Origin of the sequence: Cecembia sp., from assembly GCF_007126775.1 — a bacterium.
Classification (GTDB): domain Bacteria; phylum Bacteroidota; class Bacteroidia; order Cytophagales; family Cyclobacteriaceae; genus Cecembia.
Genome location: NZ_SLAP01000028.1, coordinates 1 through 26247 on the forward strand (window position 1 = coordinate 1; position 26247 = coordinate 26247).

Below are 26247 nucleotides of genomic sequence, written 5' to 3' on the forward strand. Positions count from 1 at the left end.
AAAAGTAAAACTAAAAAATAAAAAAAAACAAGTGTTTTTAGTTTTAATCACTACTATCTACATTTTTCAGGCATCCACTTCTTAGCTAATGCAATTCTCTTAAATTTGTGCCTTGTTCTGAACTGAAGTGTATACATGAAGATATCCGTCAATAGATTAAAAGATTTTATCCATTTTGAAGAATCACCCGAAGAGATAGCAGCCCTTTTGACAGGGAGTGGTCTCGAGGTAGAAGGAATCGAGGTTTTTGAATCCATCCAAGGCGGTTTGGAAGGGGTAGTAATTGGAGAGGTACTGACCTGTGAAAGACATCCCAATGCGGATAAACTCAGCCTCACCACCGTGGATATTGGAGACCAGGTAGTCCCGATTGTTTGCGGTGCTCCCAATGTAGCCAAAGGCCAAAAAGTAGTGGTGGCCAAAGAAGGCTGTACCTTATACCCCATTTCAGGGGAACCTTTTGAAATCAAGAAAGCAAAAATCAGAGGAGAAGTCTCCCAAGGAATGATCTGTGCAGAAGACGAAATCGGGATAGGCGAAAGCCATGCCGGGATCATGGTTTTGGATACAGACCTTCCTAATGGCACGCCTGCTTCGGCGTACTTTGAGGTAGTAAGTGCCTCTGTATTGGAAATCGGTCTGACGCCCAACAGGGCAGATGCCGCTTCCCATTTGGGTGTGGCCCGTGATCTGAAAGCCCTGCTGAAACGTGATATTTGCCTACCATCCGTTGAGGATTTCAAAGTAGATCATCAGGCCAGACCCATCTCGGTGGAAGTGGAAAATCCGGCCGATTGTCCTCGATATGCCGGATTGACCATATCCAATGTAAAAGTTGGCCCTTCCCCGGCATGGCTTCAAAATTACCTCAAAGCATTGGATCTGGATCCTATCAATAACATTGTGGATATTACCAATTTCATCCTTCATGACCTGGGTCAGCCTCTTCATGCTTTTGATGCTGATAAAATCTCGGGAGGAAAAATCATTGTCAAAAAGCTTCTCAAAGACAGCCCCTTTGTAACCCTGGATGAAAAGGAGAGAAAACTTTCAGGGGAAGAGTTGATGATCTGTGACCAAGAAGGAGGACTTTGTATTGCGGGAATTTTTGGAGGGAAAGGTTCGGGAGTGTCGGATAATACCTCTTCTATCTTTTTGGAAAGTGCCTGTTTTTCTCCGGATGTTATCCGAAAAGGGTCACAGTTTCACGGATTGAAAACAGATGCTTCTTTCCGTTTTGAAAGAGGGACCGATCCCAATATGCCGGTCTATGCTTTGAAGCGGGCCGCCATGTTGATCAAAGAAATAGCAGGAGGGGAGATTTCCTCAGAAATTGTGGATCTGTACCCTGAACCTGTTCAGGACAGGATCATTGAAGTCAGCTATGCCCATATCAATAGATTGATAGGCAAAGTTTTGCCAAAAGCTCAGATCAAAGAAATTTTGGAAGGTTTGGAAATCAATTATGTGGAGGAATCCGAAACCCACATCAAGGTAGCGGTGAAGCCTTACCGCGTGGATGTGGAAAGAGAGGCTGATGTGATTGAAGAAATTCTCCGGATTTATGGCTTTGACAATGTGGAACTGTCAGAGAACCTTCAATCTGATTATTTGGCGGAACATCCGGCGAAGGACTTGAATAAACTACAATATAGACTCAGTGAGTTACTCACAGGCTTGGGTTATTATGAAATGATTACTAATTCACTGACCAAGCCTAACTATGCAGAGCAATCTGGTTTTCTTAACCCTTCCAATAATGTTGAAATCTACAACAAACTTTCTGAGGACCTTGGGGTAATGAGGCAGAGCCTTATATTCTCTGGGTTGGAAGTATTGTCGCATAATATCAACAGGAGGCAAAAGGATCTCAAATTTTTCGAATTCGGTACAGTTTATTCCAAGGAAGGGGATGCTTACCGTGAAGGAAGAAAACTTGCCCTGTTCCTTACCGGGGAAAAAACTGCGGAAAGTTGGGTGTCACCTTCCAAGGCAGTAGTTTTTTCGGACCTATATTCGGTAGTTGAAGTTATTTTGGATAAATTGAACATTGATCAGGTTCAGGTTGAAATTCTTCATGATAGGCCATTTGATTATGCATTAAAATTAACTCTTGGGCAAAAAGAGTTGGGGAGAATAGGCCTGATTCGGGAAGATACTGGAAAACTGGCAGAAGTGAAGCAGGAAGTTCTTTTTGCTGAGCTGGATTGGGATTTGTTGTCAAAAAAAGCCAAAGGCCTGAAAAAGTACGGTGAAATTTCCAAGTTTCCAGAGGTCAGAAGAGACTTATCATTGGTGATTGATAAGGCTATTAATTTCGATCAGATCAAAAAGGTTGCGCTGAAAGCAGGGGGTAAGTTGCTACAGCGTATTGGGGTCTTTGATGTATACCAGGGAGATAAGATAGATGCAGGTAAAAAAGCTTATGCTTTGAGTTTTTACCTACAGGATTCAGAACAGACCTTGACAGATAAAGTCATTGACAGGACCATGGATAGGCTTATTCAGAGTTTTGAAAATGAGGTAGGGGCTTTTATCCGTAAATAATATGATTCAAGAAGAGATCCAACGTCTGGAAATGCTTGCCGGTAAAGTGGCGGATAAGCTGCAGCTGCTTGAGCAGGATAACCATGCACTAAAAGAAGAACTATTTGTTCTAAAAAATAAGCTGGATGAAAAGGAGCAGATGTTGGAAGATTTTAAAAATCAAATTAAAATAGCTAAACTTGTAAATAGCTTACCGGTGGAAGATATAGAATCTGCCGAACTGAGAGAAAAGATCAATAATTATATAAAGGAAATCGATAATATCATTACCTATTTGTCTGAGTGATATGGAGACACTTTCAATAAGATTAAAAATCGGAGATAGGGAGTATCCCATGAAGGTGAAGACAGCAGATGAAGCCAAAATCAGACAGGCGGGCAAGTTGATTAACGATAAACTCAAAAGATACAGAGAGGAGTTTGGTTTGGACGATAAACAGGATTTACTGGCCATGGTTGCATTTGATTGTATGGTGCAATCTATGGAACAGGATGAAATCAATGCGGAGGACAGTAAAATTGTCCAATCTAAGGTTGTTCAGATCAACGATATACTGGAATCTCTATTATAATTAATCCCGACTCATTTCTGCGGCATTTTTTCTTATCCGGTAGGTAAACATATATAAAATACCTATGGGAGAGTCATTATACATTATTATTGCAGGCGTAGTAGGCCTGGGTATTGGGGCGGTAATAGCTGGTCTATTTATCAAAAATAACAGCAAAAAGTTAGAAGCTGAGGCCAAAGAAAAAGCCAGAAGTATCATCCGCGAAGCAGAGATCAATGCAGAAGCATTGAAAAAGGACAGGATTTTAGAAGCCAAAGAAAAATACCTGAAGCTAAAATCTGATTTTGAAGAAGAGGTAAGTAAAAAGAAAAATATCATCATTACCAATGAAAACAAAATCAAACAAAGGGAGCAGGCACTATCCAAAGAAATTGAGCAGGTCAAGCGAAAAGAAGCAGAACTTGATAGCAGGAAGGAAAACCTGAATGCCCAGCTACATTCAGTTCAGGTGAAAAAAGATGAATTGGATAGGGTTACCAGTCAAAGAATTGCGGATTTGGAAAAAATTGCTTCTTTGACCAAAGAGGAGGCCCGAGACCAATTGGTGGAGATGCTTAAAGATGAAGCCACCACAAAAGCTTCTTCTCAGATCAAGGACATATTGGATCAGGCCAAACTTACAGCAACCAAGCAGGCTAAAAAGATTGTTTTGGATACGATTCAACGTACTGCTACAGAGCATGCCATTGAAAATTGTGTCTCCGTATTCAACATCGAATCCGATGATGTCAAAGGAAAGATTATTGGCAGGGAAGGAAGAAATATCAGGGCTTTGGAAGCAGCGACCGGTGTGGAAATCATTGTAGACGATACGCCTGAAGCAATCATTATTTCAGGATTTGATCCAGTGAGAAGAGAAGTGGCCAGACTTTCCCTCCACAGGCTGGTGCAGGATGGGCGTATCCATCCGGCGCGGATTGAGGAAGTGGTCAATAAAACCGAAAAAAATATTGAAGAAGAGATCATAGAAATCGGTGAAAGGACCTGTATAGAGCTTGGAATTCATGGATTGCATCCGGAATTGATCAGGATGGTAGGTAGGATGCGATTCCGTTCGTCTTACGGACAAAATCTCCTTCAGCATTCCAAGGAGGTGGCCAAGCTTTGTGCTACCATGGCCGCTGAATTGGGGCTCAATGCCAAATTGGCAAAAAGAGCAGGCTTGCTTCATGATATTGGAAAAGTATGGCCCGAGGAAGCAGAACTTCCACATGCTATTCTGGGAATGGAACTGGCCAAGAAATACAAAGAAAATCCTGAAGTATGTAATGCAATTGGTGCCCACCATGACGAGATAGAGATGACCACTCTGATTTCTCCAATTATCCAAGCCTGTGACGCCATTTCGGGATCAAGGCCGGGAGCGCGAAGAGAAATCATGGACAGCTATATCAAACGCTTAAAAGAACTTGAAGATATGGCGCTGAGTTTTGATGGAGTCAATAAGTGTTATGCCATGCAGGCCGGTAGGGAACTGAGAGTCCTGGTGGACGCAGACAATGTGGATGACCAAACGGCAAGCAAGTTGTCTTTCGATATATCTCAGAAAATTGAAAAAGAGATGCAATATCCTGGACAGATAAAAATCACTGTGATCAGAGAAATGAGAGCAGTGAATTATGCCAAATAGTAATTTTCGATAATTTTCGACTAAGGTGCAGTTAAATGCTGCACCTTTTTTATTTATTTAGACGATGTTTTTTGTTTATCACTTCTTCCAATCCTTGGTTGGGCTTTTCAATGAAATAAAGATTCTTCTAAAGTCCAAGAAGTTAACACCGAATGATATCAAGGTGCTTAACCGTTTTTTTCCTTATTACAAAAACCTTCAACCTAAGCATCAAGAGGAGTTCAAAGAGCGCTTGGTACGTTTTATTTCAACCAAGGAGTTCATCCCAAGGGGCGGATTGGAATCCATAACCCGAGAAATGGAGTTGCTGATCAGTGCTACGGCCATCATGGTTGTTTTTGGTTTTAGAAATGTGGAACTAAAGCATTTTTCAAGAATTTTGGTATATCCCGATAATTATTATTCCACCATCAACAGAACATATCATCAGGGAGAGGTAAATCCCAAATTGGGGATCATCGTGCTATCCTGGAAGAATTTTGTAGAAGGCTTTAGAGATCCCAAAAATGGGGTCAATTTGGGGGTACATGAGATGGCCCATGCACTGAAGTTGGAAAATCAGATTCATTATAATGAGGAAAGTAATTTTTTCAATAAGATTGCCTGGCAAAAATTCAATGATTTGGCCAAAGACCAAATTCAGCAAATCAAAGAAGATAAAGATTCATTTTTTAGAAAATCTGCAAGTAACAATCCGCATGAATTCTTTGCAGTCGCTTTGGAAGCCTTTTTCGAAAGGCCTGAAGCTTTCAAATCAGAGCATGCAGCACTTTATAAAAGCCTTGTCTTCCTTTTAAAACAAGACCCTACGGTCTTAAAAGGTTAATGCCTGTCGTTACATTCAAATCAAAACATGATTTAAATCATATTGTTGCCTACCTTATGTCACCTTAAAAAAAAATGACCTGCCATAGATTTGTAATAAATCATTGAAGTTATGCAGGGGAAAGTAGAAAATTTGGTCAGGTTTTCCGTTCCGGAAGAAATTGTACATCCGCATTTTTGCAAAATATTACCTAGCGGTTTTCCAAAATATTTATCTGACAGCGGAAGCGGCCTAATGTGCAGTCCTGAAAATGACCCTAGTTTGTTTACAGCCCATTTGCCTGAAGTGTTGGATTGGTTGCATGGACTGGAAAAACCAAAAGGACTGGAAGAAGAACCCTGCGAAATCCCTGTACTGCTTTATGACAAGGAGTTGTCTACAGAAAAATTACTTTTTCATTATGATGGTACACCTGCCTCTGCCCGTTTGATCAGAAATTTTGTGGATTTATTTCATGAAAATATCAAAGACAGTAAAGCGACAATTATTTCTCCCTCATTTATACCCAAATCCAAATTAAGGGAAGAACAGGAACTTGTTCAACTCTTATCTCAATCCAGTGCTGAGACTTCTTTTATTAAATTCAACTTTACAAGAATAGGCGATTTTTGGTCCTATGCAGTCAAACACAATTGCACTTTATTGGTGACAACCAAGTACTATCAGTCTGATCTTGCCAAAGTCCTTTTTCACTTTTACAAAGGCGGCATGTGGTATGACCGACTTTCTTTTTACCTCTCGTATTAAGTCATGGTATAATATGATTTCCGTCATGTTTTTTGGTCTTGAAGCTCAGTAACTTGTACAAAATGTCCAATTCATCTAAAATATTACCCCAAAAAGAAGTTTCTACCTGCTACCATTGTGGTGAGGATTGCAAGGAAGAAATTCTTCAATTTGACGGAAAAGAATTCTGCTGTACAGGTTGTCAATTGGTCTATGAAGTCCTCAGTGAGAATGACCTTTGTGACTATTATACAATTGGGGAAAATCCTGGTGTGAGTCAGAAGGAGGTTTCAAAGAGGGACAACCGATTTGACTATTTGGATGACATGGACGTGATCCAAAAACTGATAGATTTTCAACAAGGGGATGAAATTCACATTACATTCAATATACCATTGATCCATTGTGCATCCTGCATCTGGCTCTTGGAAAATCTGCACAAGATACATCCCGGTGTGATTTCAGGAAGGGTTGATTTTATCAAGAAGCGCGTTCAGGTAAAGTTCCTGAAAGATCAAATCTCTCTCAAAGAATTGGTAAGGATGCTCTCAAAAATAGGGTATGAGCCGCTTATCAATTTAGCAGATACTGACAAGAAAAAAGTACAAAGCATGGACAAAAAGCTGATCACCAAATTGGCGGTGGCTGGTTTTTGCTTTGGAAATATGATGCTTTTCAGTTTGCCCGAATACTTTTCAGAAGCAGAACTTCTTGGAACTGGATTCAAAAAAACCTTTAACTACCTTAATGTTTTATTGGCCCTTCCTGTATTTTTTTATTCGGCTACAGATTATTACCGATCTGCCTGGCTATCGATTCGAAACAAGGCTGTGAATATGGACGTGCCCATTGCAATAGGCATTGTTACTCTTTTTACTTACAGCTTATATGACATCTTTATCCTTGGCAATGAAGGGTATATGGATACTTTAGGTGGATTACTTTTTTTCCTTTTGATCGGGAAATTCTATCAGCAAAAAACTTACGATACCCTCTCTTTTGACAGGGATTATAAATCCTATTTCCCCATAGCGGTTACACGCTTGGTTAGAGATGAGGAAGAGGTCATTCCATTGGCGAAGTTAAATGTAGGTGATATCATCCGGGTAAGGAATACAGAGTTGATACCCGCGGATAGTATTTTATTAGATGGGGTAGCATTGATCGATTATTCCTTTGTGACCGGAGAAGAAGTGCCGGTTTCCAGAAAGAAAGGTGAACTCATCTATGCTGGCGGCAGACAAAAAGGGAAAGCCATCAGCTTGGCGGTACAGAAATCACCTTCTCAGGGTTACCTCACAGACCTTTGGAACAATGAATCTTTTGATAAGGAGAATTCAATGGGACTGGAATCTTTAGCCAATAAGATATCAGGTAAATTTACATTTACAGTACTTTTTATAGCACTCTTATCTTTTGCTTACTGGGCTTGGGCAGGAAATATTTCCCTTGGTGTTCTCACTTTCACTTCTGTTTTGATCATCACTTGCCCCTGTGCTTTGGCCATGTCCACCCCATTCACTTTGGGAAATACTTTGAGGGTGTTTGGACAAGGAAAGTTTTACCTTAAAAATTCTCATGTCATAGAAAAGATGGCAAAAATAGACACGGTTGTTTTTGATAAAACAGGCACCTTGACAGCACCTTCCCAAGCAAAGGTACAATATCAAGGAGAGCCACTTTCAGATGAGTCCAAAGCATTGATCAAAGCCATGGTCAATCAGTCTACACATGCCTTGAGCAATAGGATAAATACTTGGCTGGATGGGGTAAAAGCCATAAAATTGGACGAAGATGTGGAGGAAATAAGTGGGAAAGGACTAAAAATCATCTACAAATCCCAGGAAATCAAATTGGGATCAGCTGAATATGTAAATGCCGAATCAGGTACTTTACCGGAAGGTGGGAACCTGGTCTTTTTTGCCATAGAAGATTTGGTTTTGGGATATTTCTTTATTCAAAGCGGCCTAAGAAAGGGAATTGACCAGTTGGTAACAACTATCAAGTCGCAAAAACAAGTCCATTTTCTATCAGGAGACCAGGATCATGAGCGCCGAAACCTGAAAAGGATCTTTGGAGACAACATACAAATGTCTTTTAATCAGGGACCCAGTGATAAGCTCCATTATATCAAGTCTCTGAATGATTTGGGCAAAAACACCCTGATGGTAGGAGATGGTTTGAATGATGCAGGGGCCTTGAGGGAAAGCAAGGTAGGAATTGCGGTAACCGACAAAGTGACCAATTTTTCCCCGGCATCTGATGCCATCATGGATGCAGCTATGCTGTACAAATTGCCCTCATTTCTGGATTTTACCAAAACAAGTAGAAAAATCATCAAAGCGAGCTTTGGACTTAGCTTCACTTATAATACTGTTGGGGTCTTCTTTGCAGTGCAGGGGCTGGTCAGTCCGGTTTTTTGTGCGATTCTGATGCCGATCAGCAGTATTTCAGTGGTGTTATTCACCACTATAACAACCAATTACATAGCCTACAAAAGAGGCTTAAAAGACAAAATCTGGTAGATATGGAAGTAATATTCATTTTGATAGCAATCAGTTTAATTCTGGCGGGGACCTTCCTCTTCCTGTTTTTCAGGGCGATGAAAGGAGGACAATTTGATGATAACCATACCCCTGCTATCAGAATCCTATTTGAGAATGAACCAAAAAATAAAGATAAAAAAGTACCATCAACTAAATCGAAGTAAGTATGTCAGGAACAACACTGGAACAGTTCAATTACGATAATAAAATCGTAAAGTACTTCGGGGTCGCCACCATAGCTTGGGGCCTCGTCGGTATGTTGGTAGGTGTGATTGCAGCCACCCAGCTCTTTCTACCTGAAGCCAACTTAGGAAATCCATATACCACTTTTGGTAGAATCAGACCGCTCCATACGAATGCGGTGATCTTTGCCTTTGTGGGAAATGCGATTTTCGCAGGGATATATTATTCCATGCCAAGATTACTGAAGGCCCCGATGTGGAGCAAGGCGCTCAGCTGGATCAACTTTTGGGGTTGGCAGATAATTATTCTTTTGGCAGCCATAACGCTTCCCTTAGGGCTTACCTCCTCTAAGGAATATGCTGAATTGGAATGGCCAATAGATATTCTGATTGCCCTTGTTTGGGTAGCATTTGGTGCCAACATGATCGGAACCATGATCAAAAGAAGAGAAAAGCATATGTATGTAGCCATATGGTTTTATCTGGCTTCCTTCGTCACAGTGGCGGTATTGCATATCTTCAACTCTCTGGCACTTCCAGTATCCTTTTTTAAGAGTTACTCTGCTTATGCAGGTGTTCAGGATGCCTTGGTACAGTGGTGGTATGGACACAATGCGGTGGCATTCTTCCTAACCACGCCATTCTTAGGATTGATGTATTACTACTTGCCAAAAGCAGCCAACAGACCTGTATATTCTTACAAACTATCCATTATTCACTTCTGGTCCCTGATTTTCCTCTATATCTGGGCTGGGCCTCACCACTTGCTCTATACGGCACTTCCGGAATGGGCACAGGTATTGGGAGTAGTTTTCTCGGTCATGTTGATCGCACCTTCCTGGGGAGGTATGGTAAACGGCCTCTTGACCTTGAGGGGTGCATGGGATAAAGTAAGGGTAGATCCTGTTTTGAAATTCATGGTTGTAGCGGTAACGGCATATGGTATGGCCACTTTTGAAGGGCCATTGCTATCTCTTAAAAATGTAAACGCGATTGCCCACTATACGGACTGGATAGTAGCCCACGTACACATTGGTGGATTGGGATGGAATGGGTTCTTTACATTCGCAATGTTATATTGGTTATGGCCTAAAATGTGGAAGACCACTTTGTATTCAACCAAACTGGCGAATACCCACTTTTGGATGGGTACGCTTGGAATCATTTTCTATGCCCTACCTATGTATGTGGCTGCTCTGACTCAATCTTTGATGTGGAAAGAATTCAGTGAAGCTGGTAGATTGGCTTATCCCAACTTCTTGGAAACAGTGATACAGATTGTTCCAATGTACATACTGAGAGCATTTGGAGGGCTTCTTTATTTATCCGGTGCCATTATAATGGTATACAATATGGTGAAGACTGCCAAGCAGGGAACCTTCCAAGAGGAAGAAGCGGACGAAGCTCCTGCATTGAAGCCACATGTAGCTCATCCTGGTGAATTTTGGCATAGGGCATGGGAAAGAAAGCCTGTTTTCTTTACCATTATGGCGACAATTGCGATTCTTATTGGGGGAGCAGTGGAAATTATCCCGACTATTCTGGTCAAATCCAATGTACCGACCATTTCAAGTGTAGAGCCTTACACTCCCTTGGAATTACAGGGTAGGGATTTATATATTTCACACGGATGTGTGGGCTGTCACTCCCAAATGATCAGGCCATTCCGTTCTGAAACTGAACGCTATGGTGAATATTCTAAAGCTGGAGAATTTGTTTACGACAGACCTTTCCTTTGGGGATCTAAAAGAACGGGTCCTGATTTACACCGTGTAGGTGGTAAATATCCAGATAGCTGGCACTACCATCACATGGTAGATCCTAGATCCATGTCTCCCGGTTCCTTGATGCCTCCATACCCTTGGATGGTCACCAATATGATGGACCACAAAGACCTGCCTGCCAAAATCAGGACACTTCAAAAACTTGGTGTACCATATCCTGAAGGATATGATGAGCAAGCGAATACAGACCTTATGGTGCAGGCCGAGCAGATAGTTGCAAACCTGAAATCATCTGGGGTCGAAGCTATGCCAGAATCTGAGATTGTGGCATTGATCGCCTATCTGCAACGCCTCGGTACAGATATCAAGAAAACAACAGCTTCCAACCCTTAATCAAAAGTGTCATGAAAAAAGATATATTAAGTTCTATAGAGAACATAGAAATATACCCAATTATCTCGCTATTGATCTTTGTGATTTTCTTTATCGGGATGTTTATATGGGTAATTCGGGTCGATAAAAAATATGTCGATCATATGAAGGAGATGCCATTGAATGAAGAATTAAAAAAGACCAGCGGCTATGAAAAAGTTTAAATCCATATTGATGCTACTAACAGGGATGTTTGTTTCCCTGCCAACATTCGCTCAGACGAGTGAAATGAACTGGGTAACTAAATTTCAGGAAATGGACAGCAATCAATTGACGTTACTCGTCATTCTTGCGGTAGTGCTGGGGGTAATTGTTTTGCTTCTGATTTTGATGATCTACCTGATGTCTTTCATGGTAGCCGTCTTCAAAAAAGAGAACCCTGCTATGGTAGAGGAACCTTCATGGTGGGATGAATTCAAGCTCAAATACATTACAGGAAAGATGAAGCCTGTTGGCGGAAAAGAAGAAAAAGACCTGATGCTTGACCATTCTTATGATGGAATAGTAGAACTTGATAATCATATGCCCCCATGGCTGGCCAATGTTTTCTATATTACAATTGCCTTTGCTGTGGTCTATTTCACTTACTTCTCTGTCTTGGGCCTGGGAAAAACACAGTTGGAGGAGTATGAAGAAGAACTGCGCATCGCTGCCATTGAGGCAGAAGAAAGGGCAGCGTTGGCAGTGGGTTCCATCGATGAGTATTCAGTGGTTTTCGATAGTTCTACAGGAGCTATTAATTCCGGCAGAACTATTTTCGAAGCCAACTGTGCAGCCTGTCATGCGAATGATGGAGGGGGAGGAATTGGCCCCAACCTAACAGATGAGTACTGGATACATGGAGGAAGTATAGCTGATATTTTCTCAATAGTGAAATATGGTGTGGTTGAAAAAGGAATGATTCCATGGCAGGATCAATTGAGCCCTGAAGAAATGCAGAATGTATCAAGTTACATTTTGACTTTGGTCGGGACTACACCCGCCAATCCCAAAGCTCCTGAAGGGGATAAATATGAACCTGCTATTGAGGAGCCATTGGACGCACTTACAGAAGATGAACTCGGTCTGGAGGAGGTTGAAGACGAAGATTGAATGAATAAATCTAAAAGAGGGGGGATAGTCCCCCCTCTTTCCAAGAACCAAAATCATGAGTACTAAAAATCCACATTTGGATCCTGAAAAATTCCGGGATTCTTTGGCTACTGTCAAAGAAGATGGGAAGAGAAATTGGATTTACCCCAAGAAAGTTGATGGTAAATTTTATAAATGGAGAACCTATCTATCATGGATACTTCTGGCCATTTTGTTTGTTGGGCCTTTTATCAAAGTAGGAGGAAGACCCTACATGCTTTTCAATATTTTTGAACGTAAGTTCATCATATTTGGAGCCGCGTTTTGGCCGCAGGACACCCACTTGCTGATTTTCTTATTGCTCATATTTTTTGTTTTTATCATTCTTTTTACGGCAGTATTTGGACGGGTTTTCTGCGGTTGGGCATGCCCCCAGACCCTATTTATGGAAATGGTCTTCCGTAAGATTGAGTATTGGATTGAAGGGGATGCGAATCAACAGCGCAAGCTGGACGACATGCCTTGGAATGGAGAAAAGATCAGAAAGAAAAGCCTTAAATTGACCATTTTTGTCATCATTTCCTTGTTAATTTCACATACTGTGATGGCTTACCTCATTGGAATAGATCAAGTAGTAGAAATTGTAAGTCAGCCACCAAGTGAAAACATGGCAGGATTTATAGGACTAATGTCATTTACGGGTATTTTTTTATTTGTTTTTTCCTGGTTCAGAGAACAGGCTTGCCTGGTCGTTTGTCCTTATGGCAGATTACAAGGTGTATTATTGGACGCCAACTCCATCAATGTTACTTATGACCACGTAAGGGGAGAACCAAGAGCGCCGATAAGGAAAAATAAGGTGGAGGAAAGCCCTAAGGGAGATTGTATAGATTGTGGTTTGTGTGTTCAGGTATGCCCAACAGGAATAGACATCAGAAATGGAGTACAAATGGAATGTGTAAACTGTACTGCTTGTATAGATGCATGTGATGAGGTGATGGAAAAAGTAGATAGGCCTTTAGGATTGATTAGGTATGCTTCTGATACGAGTATCTTACAAAAAACGCAGAAACTACTTACTGGGAGAGTTAAGCTCTACTCTTTTCTACTCCTAATACTGGTTGGGGCTTTTGTCGCTTTATTGGCAACAAGAGATGATCTTGGTGCTACAGTGACCAGATTCAGGGGGATGACTTATCAGCCACGGGAAAATGGAGAAATTAGTAATTTGTATGAAGTTACTTTTATCAATAAGACATTTGAACCACAAGCAATTACCCTGGAACCGGAAGATAAAAAGTACCGACTGGAAGTGATAGGGGATCAGAACTGGACTTTGCAAGGCCAATCTAAATTTGAAGGAAGGTTTTTTGTCGTTACTGAGGGACAAAACATAAAGACAAACCAGGATAATGTGGTGCTTTTGCTTACCCAAAACGGGAAAGTGATTGATAAAATCAAAACAAGCTTTATGGGACCCATTGCTTCCAATTAAAAGCTTGTTAGAAGTCAAAGAGAAGAAACTAATAAAACAAAATAATTATGGATTGGGGAAAAGGAATAATATTGACACTTGCTGCATTTGCCGTGCTTATGATATCCATGGTGGTTATCTGTGTTAGACAGGATGATATCCATTTGGTAACTCAGAATTATTATGAGGAAGAAATCAAATACCAAGACCAAATCGATAAAATGATCAATGCCAGTCAGCTGGAAAATGAAGTTTTAGTTTATGACAATCAATTAAAGATTGTAGACTTACAGTTGCCTGTTGGATCTAAAGGTACCCTGCATCTATTCAGACCATCAGATGCAAGGTTGGACAGGAAAATTGAATTTGATATCACGGATTTAGCAACCAATTCCATTGATGTAAAAAGTTTAAAATCGGGATATTGGAAGGTAAAATTGAGTTGGATCGAAAACGGAACAGCTTATTACCAGGAAAAGAAAATCAATATTTAAATGATTTGGACTGCCTTTTTATTGGGATTTTTGGGCTCCTTTCACTGTTTGGGAATGTGTGGTCCAATTGCTTTGGCTGTTTCTGCCAAAGACAATTCACCATTTCTTAAAAATAAAATTTTTTATAACCTTGGCCGGACATTAACCTATTCTGCAATGGGAGGATTGATTGGCTTGGTAGGATTTTCATTCTCACTTGCAGGTGTACAGCAATGGGTATCCATTCTCATGGGAGTACTGATTTTATTGATGGCCTTTTTTTATAAGCAATCTGAAAGGTGGATCACCCAATCCGGTGTTTTTGGTTCATTGCACCGACTCAAATCTTCCTTGGGAAAATATCTCAAAAAAGGTGGAACCCAAGCGTTTTTTGCTTCAGGTTTACTTAACGGACTCTTGCCGTGCGGAATGGTATACATTGCATTGATTGCCTCCCTAGCTCTTCAAAGTCCGCTGGAAGGAGCTTTGTACATGATGTTTTTTGGTCTAGGGACTATTCCCATGTTAATAGGAGTTATGCTTACCGGCAAAATTCTTTCTCTCCCCATCCGAAATAAACTCACCAATGCAATGCCTTACGTAGCTATGTTCATAGGTATTCTTTTTATTGTCAGGGGATTGGGCTTGGGGATACACTATGTAAGTCCGAAATTACCCAGCTTTGAAGATGGGAAAGTTAGTACTGAGATGACAGTTTGTGATTGATCGGTGCTGTTTAGGCAGAAATGTACATTAAAATTTTTTTACAAAGGCCACAGAAAATTAAGGGTCACCCGCCACATCCACCACAAATCTGTATTCAGCACCTTCTGAAGTCGATCAGGGTTCCATTTTCTTAATGCGGGATCAAAGTTAATTTGTCTATTTAGCGTAAAAAACTGCTCCTTTGAAAAAAGGAGCAGTATCAAAAAATGGGTTATCCGGGTTATATTGCTTGGCTGAATTGAAATTGTTTTTGTTCTTTTTCCTGCATCCTCTTATCAAAGACCATACAGATGTTGCGTATAAAAGGCTTTCCTGCTTCCAGAATCTGAATCCCTTTTTCATCGAATGCTATTAATCCTTCCATTTCAAATGCAACGAGTTGATTAAAATTAGAAATTTCAATATTCTCAAAAAATGGCTCTTCCCAGTTGGCTTTTTGGTTACAAATCAACTGGAGAATCAGGTTTCTGGTACTGATATCTTCTTCACTCATTATATGACCTTTTAGTAGTGCAAAATTGCCTTTTCCAATTTGCTCCTTATAGGGTTCAATTACTTTGGTATTTTGTGCATAAGCATAATATATATCAGAGATGGAGCTATTCCCTAAGCCCAATAATATCTTAGAAGGAGAGGTAGTATATCCCATGAAATTCCGGTGCAAGGTTTTGTTCTCTTTGGCCAGGTATAGAGGATCATTGGATAGGGCAAAGTGATCCATTCCCACTTCAAGGTACCCCATTTCAGCAAGTATTTCTTTACCTTTTTCATAAAGAGCCCTTTTCTCTGATTCCTTGGGTAGAAATTGTTCAAAACTCTTTTGCGCGGGAAAGGCAGAAGGTAGATGTGCATAACTATAGAAAGCGATCCTATCCGGTTTCAGGAGCGCAACTTGCATAAAGGTATCTGTGATGGTCTCCAATGATTGGTGGGGTAAGCCATAAATCAGATCAAAATTCACTGATTCGTAGCCTATTTCTCTGGCCACATCTGTGGCTTCCTTCACTTTTTCAAATGGTTGAATGCGGTGGATGGCTTTTTGAACATCCAGGTTAAAGTCCTGAATTCCATAGCTGACTCTTCTGAATCCAAGGTCAAAAAGTGTCTGAAGATGCCCCCTAGTAGTATTATTGGGGTGTCCTTCAAAGCTGAATTCGGCATTGGCCATCACCTCCGAACTTTCCAAAATAAACCCTAACATTTCCTGAAGGGATTCAGGAGAAAAGAAGGTAGGAGTACCACCTCCTAAGTGTATACCTGATAATTTTGGTTTGGAATGCAGTATTCTCAGATATTTACCCCATTCATTTATGATAGATGAGATAAAGGGAGTTTCTACTGCATGATTTTTAGTGATGCGTTTGTTACAACCACAATACGTACAAAGGCTTTCGCAATAGGGAAGGTGAATGTAGAGGGTAATTCCCTCTTTCTCTCCAAAATCATCATAAGCCTTTTTCACCAAATTGATCCAAGGTTTTTCAGTTAAGTTGTCCGCCCATAAAGGAACAGTAGGATAGGAGGTATATCTTGGTGCAGGTACATTGTATTTTTTGATTAAATCTGCTGCTATTGTAGGTTTCATATGCTCCAACTTTGACACAAAGATCTCTAGCATTTGTTTGTTTTTTGATGACAGGCATCTTTCCATTACCTGATTAAAGTCATGATTTTAAGATGAAGAAATTTGCATCTCATGAAATAAGCTTGGATTTTGAATTGAAAAATTTCTACATTTAAAGTAACCTATTAACCCAATAACCATGGAAAAAAATAAAATCAGTGCATCAAGAAGAGATTTTTTGGCCAAAACAACCAGTTTTACAGTAGGCTCTATTTTTTTAAACAGCATAGCAGAAGCCCTTCAATTACACAATAACCCAAATGAGAAAATGAAATTGGCTTTGGTAGGGTTAGGAATCCGGGGAGTCAATATGTTTGGTAGGGAAGTACAAAGGATTTATCACGAACAGGTGGAGTTTGTGGGTTTATGTGACAATAACGAGGGAAGGTTAGAATTTGGAAAATCATATATTGGTGCGGACTGTTCCTTGTATACTGATTTTGATAAAATGTTGGCTGAACAAAAGCCGGATGTAGTGATAGTTACTACCGTAGACAATACCCATCATACATTTATCATCAAAGCACTTGAATTTGGTGCCAATGTTATTACTGAAAAGCCCATGACAACAGACGAATTCAAGTGTCAGGCCATATTGGATGCAGAAAGAAAAACCGGTAAAAAAGTGATTGTGACCTTTAATTACCGTTATTCCCCTCATAGACAAAGGATGTATGAGATCATCCGTAGTGGTGAAATTGGGGAAGTCACTTCCGTAGATTTTCATTGGTATTTGGACACTTCTCATGGAGCCGATTATTTCAGAAGGTGGCATGCTTATCGGGAAAAGGGAGGAACTTTACTGGTGCACAAATCCACACATCATTTTGACCTGCTCAACTGGTGGTTGGACTCGGATCCCGAAGAGGTTTTTGCCTACGGAAACTTAGAATTTTATGGTAAGAATGGGGCTTTCAGGCATACGCATTGTCGTCCCTGTCCCCACAAAAATAACTGTGATTTCCATTGGGACATTACCAAAAACAAGCATTTGGTAGACCTTTATGTGAACAATGAACAGCATGATGGCTATCTTAGGGATGGCTGTGTTTTCCGGGAGGATATTGATATTTTTGATAAGATGGCAGTGCAGATCCGCTATATGAACGGAGTACAAGTCAGCTACTCTTTGACGTCCTATTCCCCTTATGAGGGGTATAGAATTGCATTTAATGGTACCAAAGGCCGGCTGGATGCATGGATAAAAGAAAGCCAACCTTGGGAAGAACCTGCTCAGGATGAACTGAGACTGAGCAAGAATTTTGGGAAATCGGAAATTATTATAATCCCCCATGGAGGTGGAGGGCATGGGGGTGGAGATACCCGCTTGAAAGATAAATTATTCAAAGACCCTGCCATGGCTGATCCATATAGGCAATCTGCCGGAACACGGGATGGGGCTATGTCGATTTTGGTAGGGATAGCAGCAAGGAAAAGCATTGATGAAGCAAAACCCATCAAAATTGCTGATTTAACTGATATCAAGCTAATGAAATCAGGTAGAGGGAAGTAAAAAAAGAAACTTGAATTAAGCTTCTTTGAATTCAATTTTGCTGATGACATCCATAGTTACATGCAGCATGATTGCTGTAACAATGGACATCCCAATGCCCAACCCCAGTAAAGCATATACAAATTGTTTGCTGACAAGGTAGCTGAACACTGCGGTAGCTAGCGATGGCGCAATGCCGAAAATAAAAACCCCTCCGATTATTAAGGGACGGATAAGTTTCCTGTCCCAGCCTTCATCAAAACCTACCATAGTGACTAATGCAATACTAAACCCTGTTAAGTAAAGTAAAGCAAGGCAAAGTGGGAAAAGGATAATCAAGCCCCAGCTCAATTGGGCGATGAAGACAGGGGGTATGATCAAAACAAAACCCAAAATTAGTGTCTGGTAAACCTCCAATTTGATCAGGTTCCAAAATTTAGTACTCCATGAAGCAGGAATGAGTATGAAGTAGGGTTTTTTTAGATCACCAATGCTGGTCTTACCCATCCCTGAAAAAAAGAAAATAAACATCAATGTAAGCAGATAACCATAGATGACATGATGGGAAAACCAGTCAAAATATGAAAGTCCGGCAAAAATATAGGCAAGTAGTGCAAAGCCCAGGCTGAACAGCCCGATTAGAGGGTGAAAATCCTGTCGCGAGCTGTTGACATAATTTCTCCAATAAAGGGCTACTGCTCCTGTCCCAAAATCTTTTAATTCCAGCTTTTTGCCTGCATTTAAACTGATGCTACCCTCAGATGCTTCTTTCTTTCCTTTAGCTTTTTCTTTTATTTCTTCGTTGGATTTTGTGGCCTCTAATACATCTTCATAGTAATAGCCAGCATTATATAGAACTACCTGTACAATCAATGTAAAAGTCAAAATATAAACCAGTATGAATCCTCCTGCAATCCAAATACTTTCATGTCCCAAAAAGGTAATGATTCCCCTACTCCAACCTACCAAAGGGAAAAAATCAAACCATGGTGATCCGATCCAAGCAAACATGCCCATCCAGAATTTTTCTGCCATCAGTCCAGGAATCAAAATCATCAATCCAAGTCCAATGGCCAAGAAAAAAACAACAGACTTGAAGCTTCCCCTTATATGGTACTTTGTATTGAGGGTATAAATCAGAAAGCGAATAGGTGATAGAATAAAAAAGAAGAGTGTGATACCCATTGACATGATCAGCAGGTTGAAAAAATTCAGGTCGTAAAGATCGTTGAGTTGGGCAGTTCCATAAAGAGTGAAAAGAAAGGCGCCACCAGTGGCTGGAAAAATAGCCCTGATCATGTAATACAAAAGAATCTTTTGGGGAGCAGCGGGTGCAGTGAAAAGGAAATTCACATCTGCCATACTGAAAAAACTCACATTCTTTTTGGTTGACTGGTACATCTTGAAGATGAAAAATATCAAAGCAAGTAAGGTCAAACCGCCACTGATATTTTGAAGCACATAATTGACCTGTTCCAGACCCTCAGCAGCATCCTGTAGTTCCTGAAATTGGCCTGTATCTATTTCTGCGCTTCTACTGCTTCTTCGGAAATAGAAAAAACTGAAATATCCAACGATGAAAGCATAGGGTAATAACCTGAGCGGGTTTTTAAGGATAAGCTTGATGTTATTTAACAGTATAAAGATATCCTTCCTTAAAAGCAGTTTAAATTCATTCATCTTTTGTCAATTCCAAAAATAAATCTTCTAAACTAGAATCTCCACTGTGATTGAAAGTAGTCTTAAGATTGGCCAAAGTGTCATTCCCAATGATTCGGCCATCTTTCATGATCATGATTCTGTCCGCTATTGTTTCTACGCTATCTATGAGATGGGTACTTACCAAAATGGTTTTCCCTTTTTCTTTGAGTTCATTGAATATCCTTTTTGTATTTTTGATGGCTTTGGGATCAAGTCCAATCATAGGTTCATCAAAAAACAAAAGATCAGGGTCTGGCAAAAGCGCACAACAAATGGAAACTTTTTGCCGCATGCCTTTAGAGAGGTCCCTTCCCAACTTGTCTTTTTTATCAAGAAGCTCATAAGTAGTCATCCATTGTTCAGCCTTACTTTGCCAGTCACTCACACTGTAAGCTTGCGCTATAAATTGAAGGTGCTCCTTTACGGTAAGCAAGTCATATACATGAGGGGTTTCTGGGATATAAGAAAAAAGTTTTTTGGCAGCGACAGATAAATGGTCATGGCCACCAATGTTGATATTTCCCGATGTTTTTCGCAAAAGACCAACAATACATTTCATTGTAGTGCTTTTTCCAGCACCATTGGGCCCAAGCAGCCCTACGACTTCTCCACCCTCTAATGAAAAATCAATGTTATCAACAGCCGATTGCTTTCCGTATTTTTTTACTAATCCTTCTACAATTAACATGAGTATCCATTCATTTCACGATCCCAATATTAAACTTTTATCTTGAGATTTTCTTAGATACAATTTATTTTAGTTATTTTTATATGGTTAATTTTAAATTTAAGAAAATGAAAAAATTTTTGATTTTGTTAATATCAGTTTTGTTTCTATCAATTGGCCATTTGTATGCACAGGAACAAGGGAAGTTCAGAGTGGGGCTTGACCTAGGGTATACTATACCTACTTCAGGTGGTGGAGGTTTGTTGTTTTACCTGGAGCCAAAATATAATATCCGTGATAATATGAACATTGGTCTTAGAATCGGCGGTGCAGCTATGGTAAGGGATTTGGTATATTTCGATAATATGAATGAATTATCCGGCAATATTTCAGTTAATGGATCTTATGTTTTGACTTATGATTATTACTTTAAATCCGAAGGCAGTAATTTTGCTCCATTTGTTGGCGCTGGAATTGGATGGATGAGGTTTGCCGCGATCTCATTCGATTCGGACGTTGAGCCAGATGAGGCTGGTAATTTGTCTGTCAATTCTTCGTTTGCTCCCGTTTTGCGTGCAGGATTTGAAGCGGGGAAATTCAGGCTTTCGCTGGATTACAATATTGTTCCAAAATCTGACATTGTTGATCTTCAAGGAAATGTTATCGGTGAAACTGGAAATAGCTATTTGGGAATTGCTCTGGGATTTTACGTTGGTGGTGGAAAGTGGCGTAATTAATGGATTTTTCAAAGGATGATTCTCTCTCCTTATTTGCAGGGTACTAATCCAGATTAAAGTTAGATAGCCTTGTGATATCTATTTTGTCATTTGGCCTCAACTCCTGATCTGCAAGATCTATTCTCCTGTAATTTAAGGGACTGTCGCCTTCTTCCTGGCAGGCAGGCAAAGTAACAAAAAGGATAACAGCAAAGGTGAAAAATACCGGCCAACTAATAATGTACTGTAATTGTTTCTTCATGAAATCTTAGTCTGGATAAATGATTTGTTGATACCAAGACGGTAAGCACTGGCATAACGCTACTTTGCCCATGTTTTTTATCTGTCCATAAAACCCGTCATTTTTCTTTCAAAATTCAAAAACAATCGAAAATATTTTTCAATAATATTCTCAGTCAAATCTCGCTGTTGGTTTTCAGGGTAAAGAGGGTCATACTTTATTCTTTCAATAATCATGTCCAACCAAGCCTTTCCATCGTCAATCAAATCTCCATTGAAAGCTTCTACTGTCGTATCTCGAGGGCCTTCAGGATAATTATGGCCCATTTTTCGAAAATATTCTTTCATTGTTTTCAATGCCAGTTCATGCGTAAATTCAAAAGCTCGTATGATCCTCACTTGGCTTTTATCATCTAACTGTTCCATTTTTTTGGAGCCAATCAAAAGATTGAGTTCTTCCAGGGCTTCCTGAAAGTCCAAAAAGCATGTTTCGCAGGTTATAGGAATGTTTTTCATCATTTTGAGTTGTGGTTTCAGGATTTCCTATCGGATACTATATGATTGCATAAACGGTTGTCCACTGGGGGCAACACCTTCTAACCTCAATCTTCCACTGAAATTTTCTAAGTATTTTCCTACTGCTTCAGGGTTTTTTGCAGGTTCACCATTTATCTGGGTAAGTACAAAGCCATTATTGAGCCCTAGGTCTCTTAGAAAACCCCTTGTCATTCCTGAAATTTTGATGCCATGTTCAATTCCTAATCGATCCCTTTCAATGGCATTGATTGCCTCAAGTCTGGCACCCAATAAGTTAGATGCGAAAAACTCCCTTTGGATTACGCCTGTTCCACCTTCAAGGTTTTGAAGCGTCAATTCAGCTGTTTTGGATTCATTCTTCCTTTGAAATTCAATCCGTATTCTGTTTCCGGGGTAGTAATAAGACAAAATCTCTTCAAAACTTCCTTTTCCGGTAATATTTACCCCTTCGATTTTGGTGATCACATCATTACGCTTTAATCCTGCTTTTTCTGCTGCCCCATTGCGGATTACATGGGTAACAATTACTCCATCCAGGCTAAAAAGCTTCATTTCCTCCGCCAATTCGGGAGTGATCTCCACCACATCAATCCCTGGTATGGCTTTTTGGACTTCTCCATACTTGATCAGATCGTTGGATACTTTCATGGCGATATCCACAGGGACAGCAAATCCATAGCCTGTGTAGGAACCGGTTCTGGATAAAATTGCTGTATTGATGCCGACAAGTTCTCCTTTTATGTTTACAAGCGCCCCACCGGAATTTCCAGGATTGATAGGTGCATCAGTCTGAATAAAGGATTCTAACGGAAACTCACCACCCAAAATGTTTATTTGACGTTCTTTTGCAGAAACTATGCCTGCTGTTACGGTAGAAGTCAGGTTAAATGGATTTCCTACTGCGATTACCCATTCTCCAATTCTCAATTCTCTGCTGCTACCAAGCTGTATTGCCGGCAGATTATCTGCCTCCACTTTAAGTACAGCGATATCGGTATTTTTATCTGTTCCGACTAATTTCGCCGGATAAGTTCTTCTCTGGTGTACCACCTCAATGGTCTCAGCACGGTCAATCACGTGGTTGTTGGTTATAATGTAACCATCTTTACTAATGATAACGCCTGATCCTGTGCTTACTCTTTGAGTAGGTCCAGTCCCAAAGAAATAATCAAAAATACTGTATCTTCTTTGGTCAGTTCCTGAGAAATTTTTAATAAAAACCACAGAGGGGGTGCTTTTTTCAGAGGCCTCTACAAATGAAAAAGGCATGCTGGCAATAGCTGGTGTATCTTTGTAAGCATCGAAGGTTACCTGATAGTTGGACCTTTCATCATCCAATGACAGGTTGAAAGGAGCGCTCTCTGTTTTAAAGATAAACTCCTGGTAAGCCCAGGCCCCCGCTAGTCCTGCGCAAAAAGCCACCAAGATAATTTTTAGATTTTTCACCATATCCTGCATAACGAAATTTCAGTTTTTAGGTTAATTCAGTCTAAGAAATTCTATGCTTTACAATATAAATATTTACCTGCCAAATATAATGCCTTTTCAAAAAGACTAAAAAATTACAAGGAAGAAAGACAATTCCGTGTAATTTTGTCATAATTATAGGGTGAAGAAAGCGATTTATCCCCTTTAACAAGTAACTTATTTCATGTCAAAGAAAAAACATGTAGCCATTCTAGGCGCCACAGGAAGTATAGGGACCCAAACATTGGAAGTGATTAAATCACATCCTGATAAATTTCAAGTCGAGGTATTGACTGCTCAGAATAATGCAGATTTATTGATACAGCAGGCACTGGAATTTCAACCAAACTGCGTAGTTATTGCCAACGAGACCCTTTACGAAAAAGTGAAAAAGGCTTTAATCCCAGCAGATATCAAGGTTTTTGCGGGGGATAAGGCCTTAGCACAAGTGGTAGAGATGGAAAATATTGATGTGGTTTTGACCGCCTTGGTAGGTTATTCAGGACTCTTGCCAACCATCAAAGCCATTGAAGCAGGGAAGCATATCGCATTGGCCAACAAGGAAACTTTGGTGGTGGCCGGAGAGCTGATCACTTCCATGGCAAGGGAAAAAGGAGTCAATATTTATCCGGTGGATTCTGAACATTCTGCGATTTTTCAATGCTTGGTTGGTGAGTTTCACAACCCTATAGAAAAATTAATTCTTACAGCATCAGGAGGACCATTTAGGGGGAAGTCTAAGAATTTTTTACAAAATGTGACCAAAGAGCAAGCCTTGAAACATCCCAATTGGGATATGGGAGCCAAAATCACCATTGACTCGGCATCACTGATGAATAAAGGGCTTGAAGTTATTGAGGCCAAATGGCTTTTTGGAGTAAGACAGAATCAGATTGAGGTGGTCGTCCACCCCCAGTCCATCATTCATTCCTTGATTCAGTTTGAAGACGGCTCGATCAAAGCCCAACTCGGTCTTCCAGATATGCGTATACCTATACAGTTTGCTTTAAGTTATCCCGATAGATTCAAATCCGATTTTCCTAGATTTGAATTTGTAAATTACCCAAATCTGACATTTGAGCAACCGGATATAGAGACTTTCCGTAATTTGAAGTTGGCTTTCGAAGCACTAGAGCAGGGAGGAAATGCACCTTGCGTATTAAATGCAGCAAATGAAATTGCTGTGGCCGCATTTTTGCGGGATGAAGTTGGTTTTCTTGAAATGTCCGATTTAATAGAAGAGACTATGCAGAAGGCCAACTTTGTCAGTCAACCCACTTTGGCTGATTATATAGAATCGGACAAAATGTCCAGAATGATAACAAGACAATTAATTAAGAGTAAAGTATAATGGATACACTGATTATGGCGGCCCAGTTGCTGCTTGGGCTTTCAATATTGGTCGGCTTACATGAATTAGGCCACTTATTGACAGCCAAAATGTTTGGAATGCGTGTAGAGAAATTTTCTATCGGCTTTCCTCCAAAAATTGCAGGATTCAAATGGGGAGAAACAGAGTATTCCATAGGTGCTATACCTTTGGGAGGGTTTGTGAAAATCTCCGGAATGGTAGATGAATCCATGGATACGGAGCAGATGAGTGCTGAGCCCCAACCTTGGGAGTTCCGATCCAAACCAGCATGGCAACGGCTGATTGTAATGCTTGGGGGCATTATAGTAAATGTTATTACAGGAATTGTGATATTCGTTGTTCTGGTGTACCAAAAAGGGGAGACTTACTATTCCCGCGATCAGGTCATTGAACATGGTATTGTAGCCTATGATATCGGCAGTATGATCGGTTTCAAAGATGGAGATAAGGTATTGGATATTAATGGAACCCCATACAGGAGCATCAATGATCTGAGTTCGGGAGAAGCATTGTTGAGCAGTGAGGGTTTTTATACTGTAGAAAGGGATGGCGAGATTGTAAGAATAGATATTCCCAGAGGCTTTATCAATTCTTTTTCAAATGAGGAAAGCATGATGCGGTTTATTAGTATCCGTTCTCCATTTGAAATTGGGGAAATTATGCCTAATAGTCCTGCATCCAATGCAGGATTACAACCCTTAGATAAAATCACTGCAGTCAATGAACGCCAAATTCAATATTTCAATGAACTTCAGGCAGCCTTGGCCGATGCCAAAGGAGAAGAAGTACGGATATTGGTGGATAGAAGCGGCCAAAAATTAGAAAAGACAGCGCAGGTTAGCAGCGAAGGTACCATTGGTATTGCCATCAATCCCTTGATAGAACCTGTGGTGCAAAAATATGGTATAGGTCAATCTATCGTCAAAGGCACTGAAAGGGCTTTTGGGGTAGTTATAATCAATGCCAAGGCCCTTGGGAAAATGTTTACTGGAGAGGTTTCGGCCAAAAATGTATCGGGTCCGATCGGGATGGCCAAAATATATGGCAGTCGCTGGGACTGGGTGAAGTTTTGGAGTATTACAGGACTGATATCTATGATTTTGGCTTTTATGAACTTATTACCGATCCCAGCCTTAGATGGAGGACACGTGATGTTTTTATTATACGAAATGGTCTCTGGCCAAGCTCCCTCTGACCGCTTCCTTGAAAATGCACAAAAAGTGGGTATGGTAGTCCTATTGGCCTTGATGGTTTTTGCAATAGGTAATGATATATTGAAAATTTTCACCACATAAATAAAATTTTCTACCTGATAATCAATATATTATATAAGGATAAGCTTTAGGTGGCTTATCCTTATTTTTTTTATTCAGTTTTTTATCTACAATTGTCTACTTTCTTAGTAATGAAAGGATTTTAAGTCCTAAAAACTTCCTGATTCATTTCATTTTTTGAAGGTATTTTGTACTGCCTTTTTAGGCATATCATATCATTTAAAACTA

General features: G+C 40.2%; 24 protein-coding genes. 18 read left to right on the forward strand and 6 right to left on the reverse strand.

The features are described 5' to 3' along the window. Positions 1-135: 135 nt before the first annotated feature. The 14 genes from pheT (at position 136) to QZT73_RS02125 (ending at position 14929) form a co-directional block, all read left to right on the forward strand. Positions 136-2547 carry a phenylalanine--tRNA ligase subunit beta gene (gene pheT / locus QZT73_RS02060; RefSeq protein ID WP_291786353.1) on the forward strand — a complete coding sequence of 804 codons (2412 nt, stop codon included), beginning with the start codon at positions 136-138 and terminating at the stop codon, positions 2545-2547. Position 2548: 1 nt separating this feature from the next. Continuing rightward, a complete protein-coding gene (locus QZT73_RS02065; protein ID WP_291777265.1) occupies positions 2549-2833 on the forward strand; it encodes a hypothetical protein in 285 nt (94 codons plus the stop codon). Between the two features lies 1 nt (position 2834). Beyond that, positions 2835-3119, forward strand: coding sequence for a cell division protein ZapA (locus QZT73_RS02070; protein WP_291777268.1), 285 nt, complete (start codon positions 2835-2837; stop codon positions 3117-3119). 64 nt (positions 3120-3183) lie between these two features. Next, a complete protein-coding gene (gene rny / locus QZT73_RS02075; RefSeq protein ID WP_291777271.1) occupies positions 3184-4749 on the forward strand; it encodes a ribonuclease Y in 1566 nt (521 codons plus the stop codon). Between the two features lie 64 nt (positions 4750-4813). After that, positions 4814-5575, forward strand: coding sequence for a zinc-dependent peptidase (locus tag QZT73_RS02080; RefSeq protein WP_291777274.1), 762 nt, complete (start codon positions 4814-4816; stop codon positions 5573-5575). A gap of 111 nt (positions 5576-5686) precedes the next feature. Further along, positions 5687-6322: a hypothetical protein gene (locus QZT73_RS02085; RefSeq protein ID WP_291786354.1), complete on the forward strand. Its 636-nt coding sequence runs from the start codon at positions 5687-5689 to the stop codon at positions 6320-6322. 62 nt (positions 6323-6384) lie between these two features. After that, positions 6385-8826: a heavy metal translocating P-type ATPase metal-binding domain-containing protein gene (locus QZT73_RS02090; protein ID WP_291786357.1), complete on the forward strand. Its 2442-nt coding sequence runs from the start codon at positions 6385-6387 to the stop codon at positions 8824-8826. A 2-nt stretch (positions 8827-8828) separates the two neighbouring features. After that, on the forward strand, positions 8829-9011 hold the full coding sequence (gene ccoS / locus QZT73_RS02095) for a cbb3-type cytochrome oxidase assembly protein CcoS (RefSeq protein ID WP_291777284.1): 183 nt from the start codon (positions 8829-8831) through the stop codon (positions 9009-9011). Between the two features lie 2 nt (positions 9012-9013). Continuing rightward, on the forward strand, positions 9014-11146 hold the full coding sequence (gene ccoN / locus QZT73_RS02100) for a cytochrome-c oxidase, cbb3-type subunit I (protein ID WP_291777287.1): 2133 nt from the start codon (positions 9014-9016) through the stop codon (positions 11144-11146). A gap of 11 nt (positions 11147-11157) precedes the next feature. Next, a complete protein-coding gene (locus QZT73_RS02105; protein ID WP_291777290.1) occupies positions 11158-11349 on the forward strand; it encodes a cbb3-type cytochrome c oxidase subunit 3 in 192 nt (63 codons plus the stop codon). Continuing rightward, on the forward strand, positions 11336-12277 hold the full coding sequence (locus QZT73_RS02110) for a cbb3-type cytochrome c oxidase N-terminal domain-containing protein (protein WP_291777292.1): 942 nt from the start codon (positions 11336-11338) through the stop codon (positions 12275-12277). The genes QZT73_RS02105 and QZT73_RS02110 overlap by 14 nt, the downstream gene beginning before the upstream one ends. Positions 12278-12332: 55 nt before the next feature. After that, the gene (gene ccoG / locus QZT73_RS02115; RefSeq protein WP_291777295.1) at positions 12333-13751 is read left to right on the forward strand and encodes a cytochrome c oxidase accessory protein CcoG; all 1419 of its coding nucleotides are present in this window, start codon (positions 12333-12335) and stop codon (positions 13749-13751) included. 47 nt (positions 13752-13798) lie between these two features. Next, positions 13799-14224 carry a FixH family protein gene (locus tag QZT73_RS02120; protein WP_291777298.1) on the forward strand — a complete coding sequence of 142 codons (426 nt, stop codon included), beginning with the start codon at positions 13799-13801 and terminating at the stop codon, positions 14222-14224. Next, entirely contained in the window at positions 14225-14929 is a 705-nt protein-coding gene (locus QZT73_RS02125) for a sulfite exporter TauE/SafE family protein (protein WP_291777301.1), read from the forward strand. It abuts the gene before it with no gap. A 220-nt stretch (positions 14930-15149) separates the two neighbouring features. On the opposite strand, the gene hemN is transcribed toward QZT73_RS02125, so the two are convergent. Continuing rightward, positions 15150-16514: an oxygen-independent coproporphyrinogen III oxidase gene (hemN, locus tag QZT73_RS02130; protein ID WP_291786359.1), complete on the reverse strand. Its 1365-nt coding sequence runs from the start codon at positions 16512-16514 to the stop codon at positions 15150-15152. 178 nt (positions 16515-16692) lie between these two features. On the opposite strand from hemN, the gene QZT73_RS02135 reads away from it, so the two are divergent. Further along, positions 16693-18066, forward strand: coding sequence for a Gfo/Idh/MocA family oxidoreductase (locus tag QZT73_RS02135; protein WP_291777306.1), 1374 nt, complete (start codon positions 16693-16695; stop codon positions 18064-18066). 15 nt (positions 18067-18081) lie between these two features. Here the strand turns inward: QZT73_RS02135 and QZT73_RS02140 are convergent, their stop codons facing one another. Continuing rightward, positions 18082-19725 (reverse strand): putative ABC exporter domain-containing protein, encoded by a 1644-nt coding sequence (locus tag QZT73_RS02140; RefSeq protein ID WP_291786362.1) that lies wholly within the window; start codon positions 19723-19725, stop codon positions 18082-18084. After that, positions 19718-20434, reverse strand: a complete 717-nt coding sequence (locus QZT73_RS02145; RefSeq protein ID WP_291777313.1) for an ABC transporter ATP-binding protein — start codon at positions 20432-20434, stop codon at positions 19718-19720. The genes QZT73_RS02140 and QZT73_RS02145 overlap by 8 nt, the downstream gene beginning before the upstream one ends. Positions 20435-20541: 107 nt before the next feature. Between QZT73_RS02145 and QZT73_RS02150 the strand changes: the two genes are divergently transcribed. Beyond that, positions 20542-21150: an OmpW family outer membrane protein gene (locus QZT73_RS02150; RefSeq protein ID WP_291786365.1), complete on the forward strand. Its 609-nt coding sequence runs from the start codon at positions 20542-20544 to the stop codon at positions 21148-21150. A 43-nt stretch (positions 21151-21193) separates the two neighbouring features. Here QZT73_RS02150 and QZT73_RS02155 read toward each other — a convergent pair whose 3' ends face one another. The 3 genes from QZT73_RS02155 to QZT73_RS02165 all read right to left on the reverse strand — a co-directional run bounded on the left by QZT73_RS02155 (position 21194) and on the right by QZT73_RS02165 (position 23364). Then, the gene (locus tag QZT73_RS02155) at positions 21194-21391 is read right to left on the reverse strand and encodes a hypothetical protein (protein WP_291786369.1); all 198 of its coding nucleotides are present in this window, start codon (positions 21389-21391) and stop codon (positions 21194-21196) included. 77 nt (positions 21392-21468) lie between these two features. Beyond that, positions 21469-21888 (reverse strand): nucleotidyltransferase substrate binding protein, encoded by a 420-nt coding sequence (locus QZT73_RS02160; RefSeq protein ID WP_291777323.1) that lies wholly within the window; start codon positions 21886-21888, stop codon positions 21469-21471. 24 nt (positions 21889-21912) lie between these two features. Next, positions 21913-23364 (reverse strand): trypsin-like peptidase domain-containing protein, encoded by a 1452-nt coding sequence (locus tag QZT73_RS02165; protein WP_291777326.1) that lies wholly within the window; start codon positions 23362-23364, stop codon positions 21913-21915. A gap of 193 nt (positions 23365-23557) precedes the next feature. Between QZT73_RS02165 and QZT73_RS02170 the strand changes: the two genes are divergently transcribed. Both QZT73_RS02170 and rseP read left to right on the forward strand, forming a co-directional pair. Beyond that, a complete protein-coding gene (locus QZT73_RS02170; RefSeq protein ID WP_291786371.1) occupies positions 23558-24724 on the forward strand; it encodes a 1-deoxy-D-xylulose-5-phosphate reductoisomerase in 1167 nt (388 codons plus the stop codon). Further along, the gene (gene rseP / locus QZT73_RS02175) at positions 24724-26040 is read left to right on the forward strand and encodes an RIP metalloprotease RseP (RefSeq protein WP_291778751.1); all 1317 of its coding nucleotides are present in this window, start codon (positions 24724-24726) and stop codon (positions 26038-26040) included. The genes QZT73_RS02170 and rseP overlap by 1 nt, the downstream gene beginning before the upstream one ends. Positions 26041-26247 lie beyond the last annotated feature (207 nt).

Bases quoted from the DNA above. Each gene is read 5' to 3' on its own strand.
- pheT (WP_291786353.1), top strand. From the start codon at position 136: ATGAAGATATCCGTCAATAGATTAAAAGATTTTATCCATTTTGAAGAA.
- QZT73_RS02065 (WP_291777265.1), top strand. From the start codon at position 2,549: ATGATTCAAGAAGAGATCCAACGTCTGGAAATGCTTGCCGGTAAAGTG.
- QZT73_RS02070 (WP_291777268.1), top strand. From the start codon at position 2,835: ATGGAGACACTTTCAATAAGATTAAAAATCGGAGATAGGGAGTATCCC.
- rny (WP_291777271.1), top strand. From the start codon at position 3,184: ATGGGAGAGTCATTATACATTATTATTGCAGGCGTAGTAGGCCTGGGT.
- QZT73_RS02080 (WP_291777274.1), top strand. From the start codon at position 4,814: ATGTTTTTTGTTTATCACTTCTTCCAATCCTTGGTTGGGCTTTTCAAT.
- QZT73_RS02085 (WP_291786354.1), top strand. From the start codon at position 5,687: ATGCAGGGGAAAGTAGAAAATTTGGTCAGGTTTTCCGTTCCGGAAGAA.
- QZT73_RS02090 (WP_291786357.1), top strand. From the start codon at position 6,385: ATGTCCAATTCATCTAAAATATTACCCCAAAAAGAAGTTTCTACCTGC.
- ccoS (WP_291777284.1), top strand. From the start codon at position 8,829: ATGGAAGTAATATTCATTTTGATAGCAATCAGTTTAATTCTGGCGGGG.
- ccoN (WP_291777287.1), top strand. From the start codon at position 9,014: ATGTCAGGAACAACACTGGAACAGTTCAATTACGATAATAAAATCGTA.
- QZT73_RS02105 (WP_291777290.1), top strand. From the start codon at position 11,158: ATGAAAAAAGATATATTAAGTTCTATAGAGAACATAGAAATATACCCA.
- QZT73_RS02110 (WP_291777292.1), top strand. From the start codon at position 11,336: ATGAAAAAGTTTAAATCCATATTGATGCTACTAACAGGGATGTTTGTT.
- ccoG (WP_291777295.1), top strand. From the start codon at position 12,333: ATGAGTACTAAAAATCCACATTTGGATCCTGAAAAATTCCGGGATTCT.
- QZT73_RS02120 (WP_291777298.1), top strand. From the start codon at position 13,799: ATGGATTGGGGAAAAGGAATAATATTGACACTTGCTGCATTTGCCGTG.
- QZT73_RS02125 (WP_291777301.1), top strand. From the start codon at position 14,225: ATGATTTGGACTGCCTTTTTATTGGGATTTTTGGGCTCCTTTCACTGT.
- hemN (WP_291786359.1), bottom strand. From the start codon at position 16,514: ATGAAACCTACAATAGCAGCAGATTTAATCAAAAAATACAATGTACCT.
- QZT73_RS02135 (WP_291777306.1), top strand. From the start codon at position 16,693: ATGGAAAAAAATAAAATCAGTGCATCAAGAAGAGATTTTTTGGCCAAA.
- QZT73_RS02140 (WP_291786362.1), bottom strand. From the start codon at position 19,725: ATGAATGAATTTAAACTGCTTTTAAGGAAGGATATCTTTATACTGTTA.
- QZT73_RS02145 (WP_291777313.1), bottom strand. From the start codon at position 20,434: ATGTTAATTGTAGAAGGATTAGTAAAAAAATACGGAAAGCAATCGGCT.
- QZT73_RS02150 (WP_291786365.1), top strand. From the start codon at position 20,542: ATGAAAAAATTTTTGATTTTGTTAATATCAGTTTTGTTTCTATCAATT.
- QZT73_RS02155 (WP_291786369.1), bottom strand. From the start codon at position 21,391: ATGAAGAAACAATTACAGTACATTATTAGTTGGCCGGTATTTTTCACC.
- QZT73_RS02160 (WP_291777323.1), bottom strand. From the start codon at position 21,888: ATGATGAAAAACATTCCTATAACCTGCGAAACATGCTTTTTGGACTTT.
- QZT73_RS02165 (WP_291777326.1), bottom strand. From the start codon at position 23,364: ATGCAGGATATGGTGAAAAATCTAAAAATTATCTTGGTGGCTTTTTGC.
- QZT73_RS02170 (WP_291786371.1), top strand. From the start codon at position 23,558: ATGTCAAAGAAAAAACATGTAGCCATTCTAGGCGCCACAGGAAGTATA.
- rseP (WP_291778751.1), top strand. From the start codon at position 24,724: ATGGATACACTGATTATGGCGGCCCAGTTGCTGCTTGGGCTTTCAATA.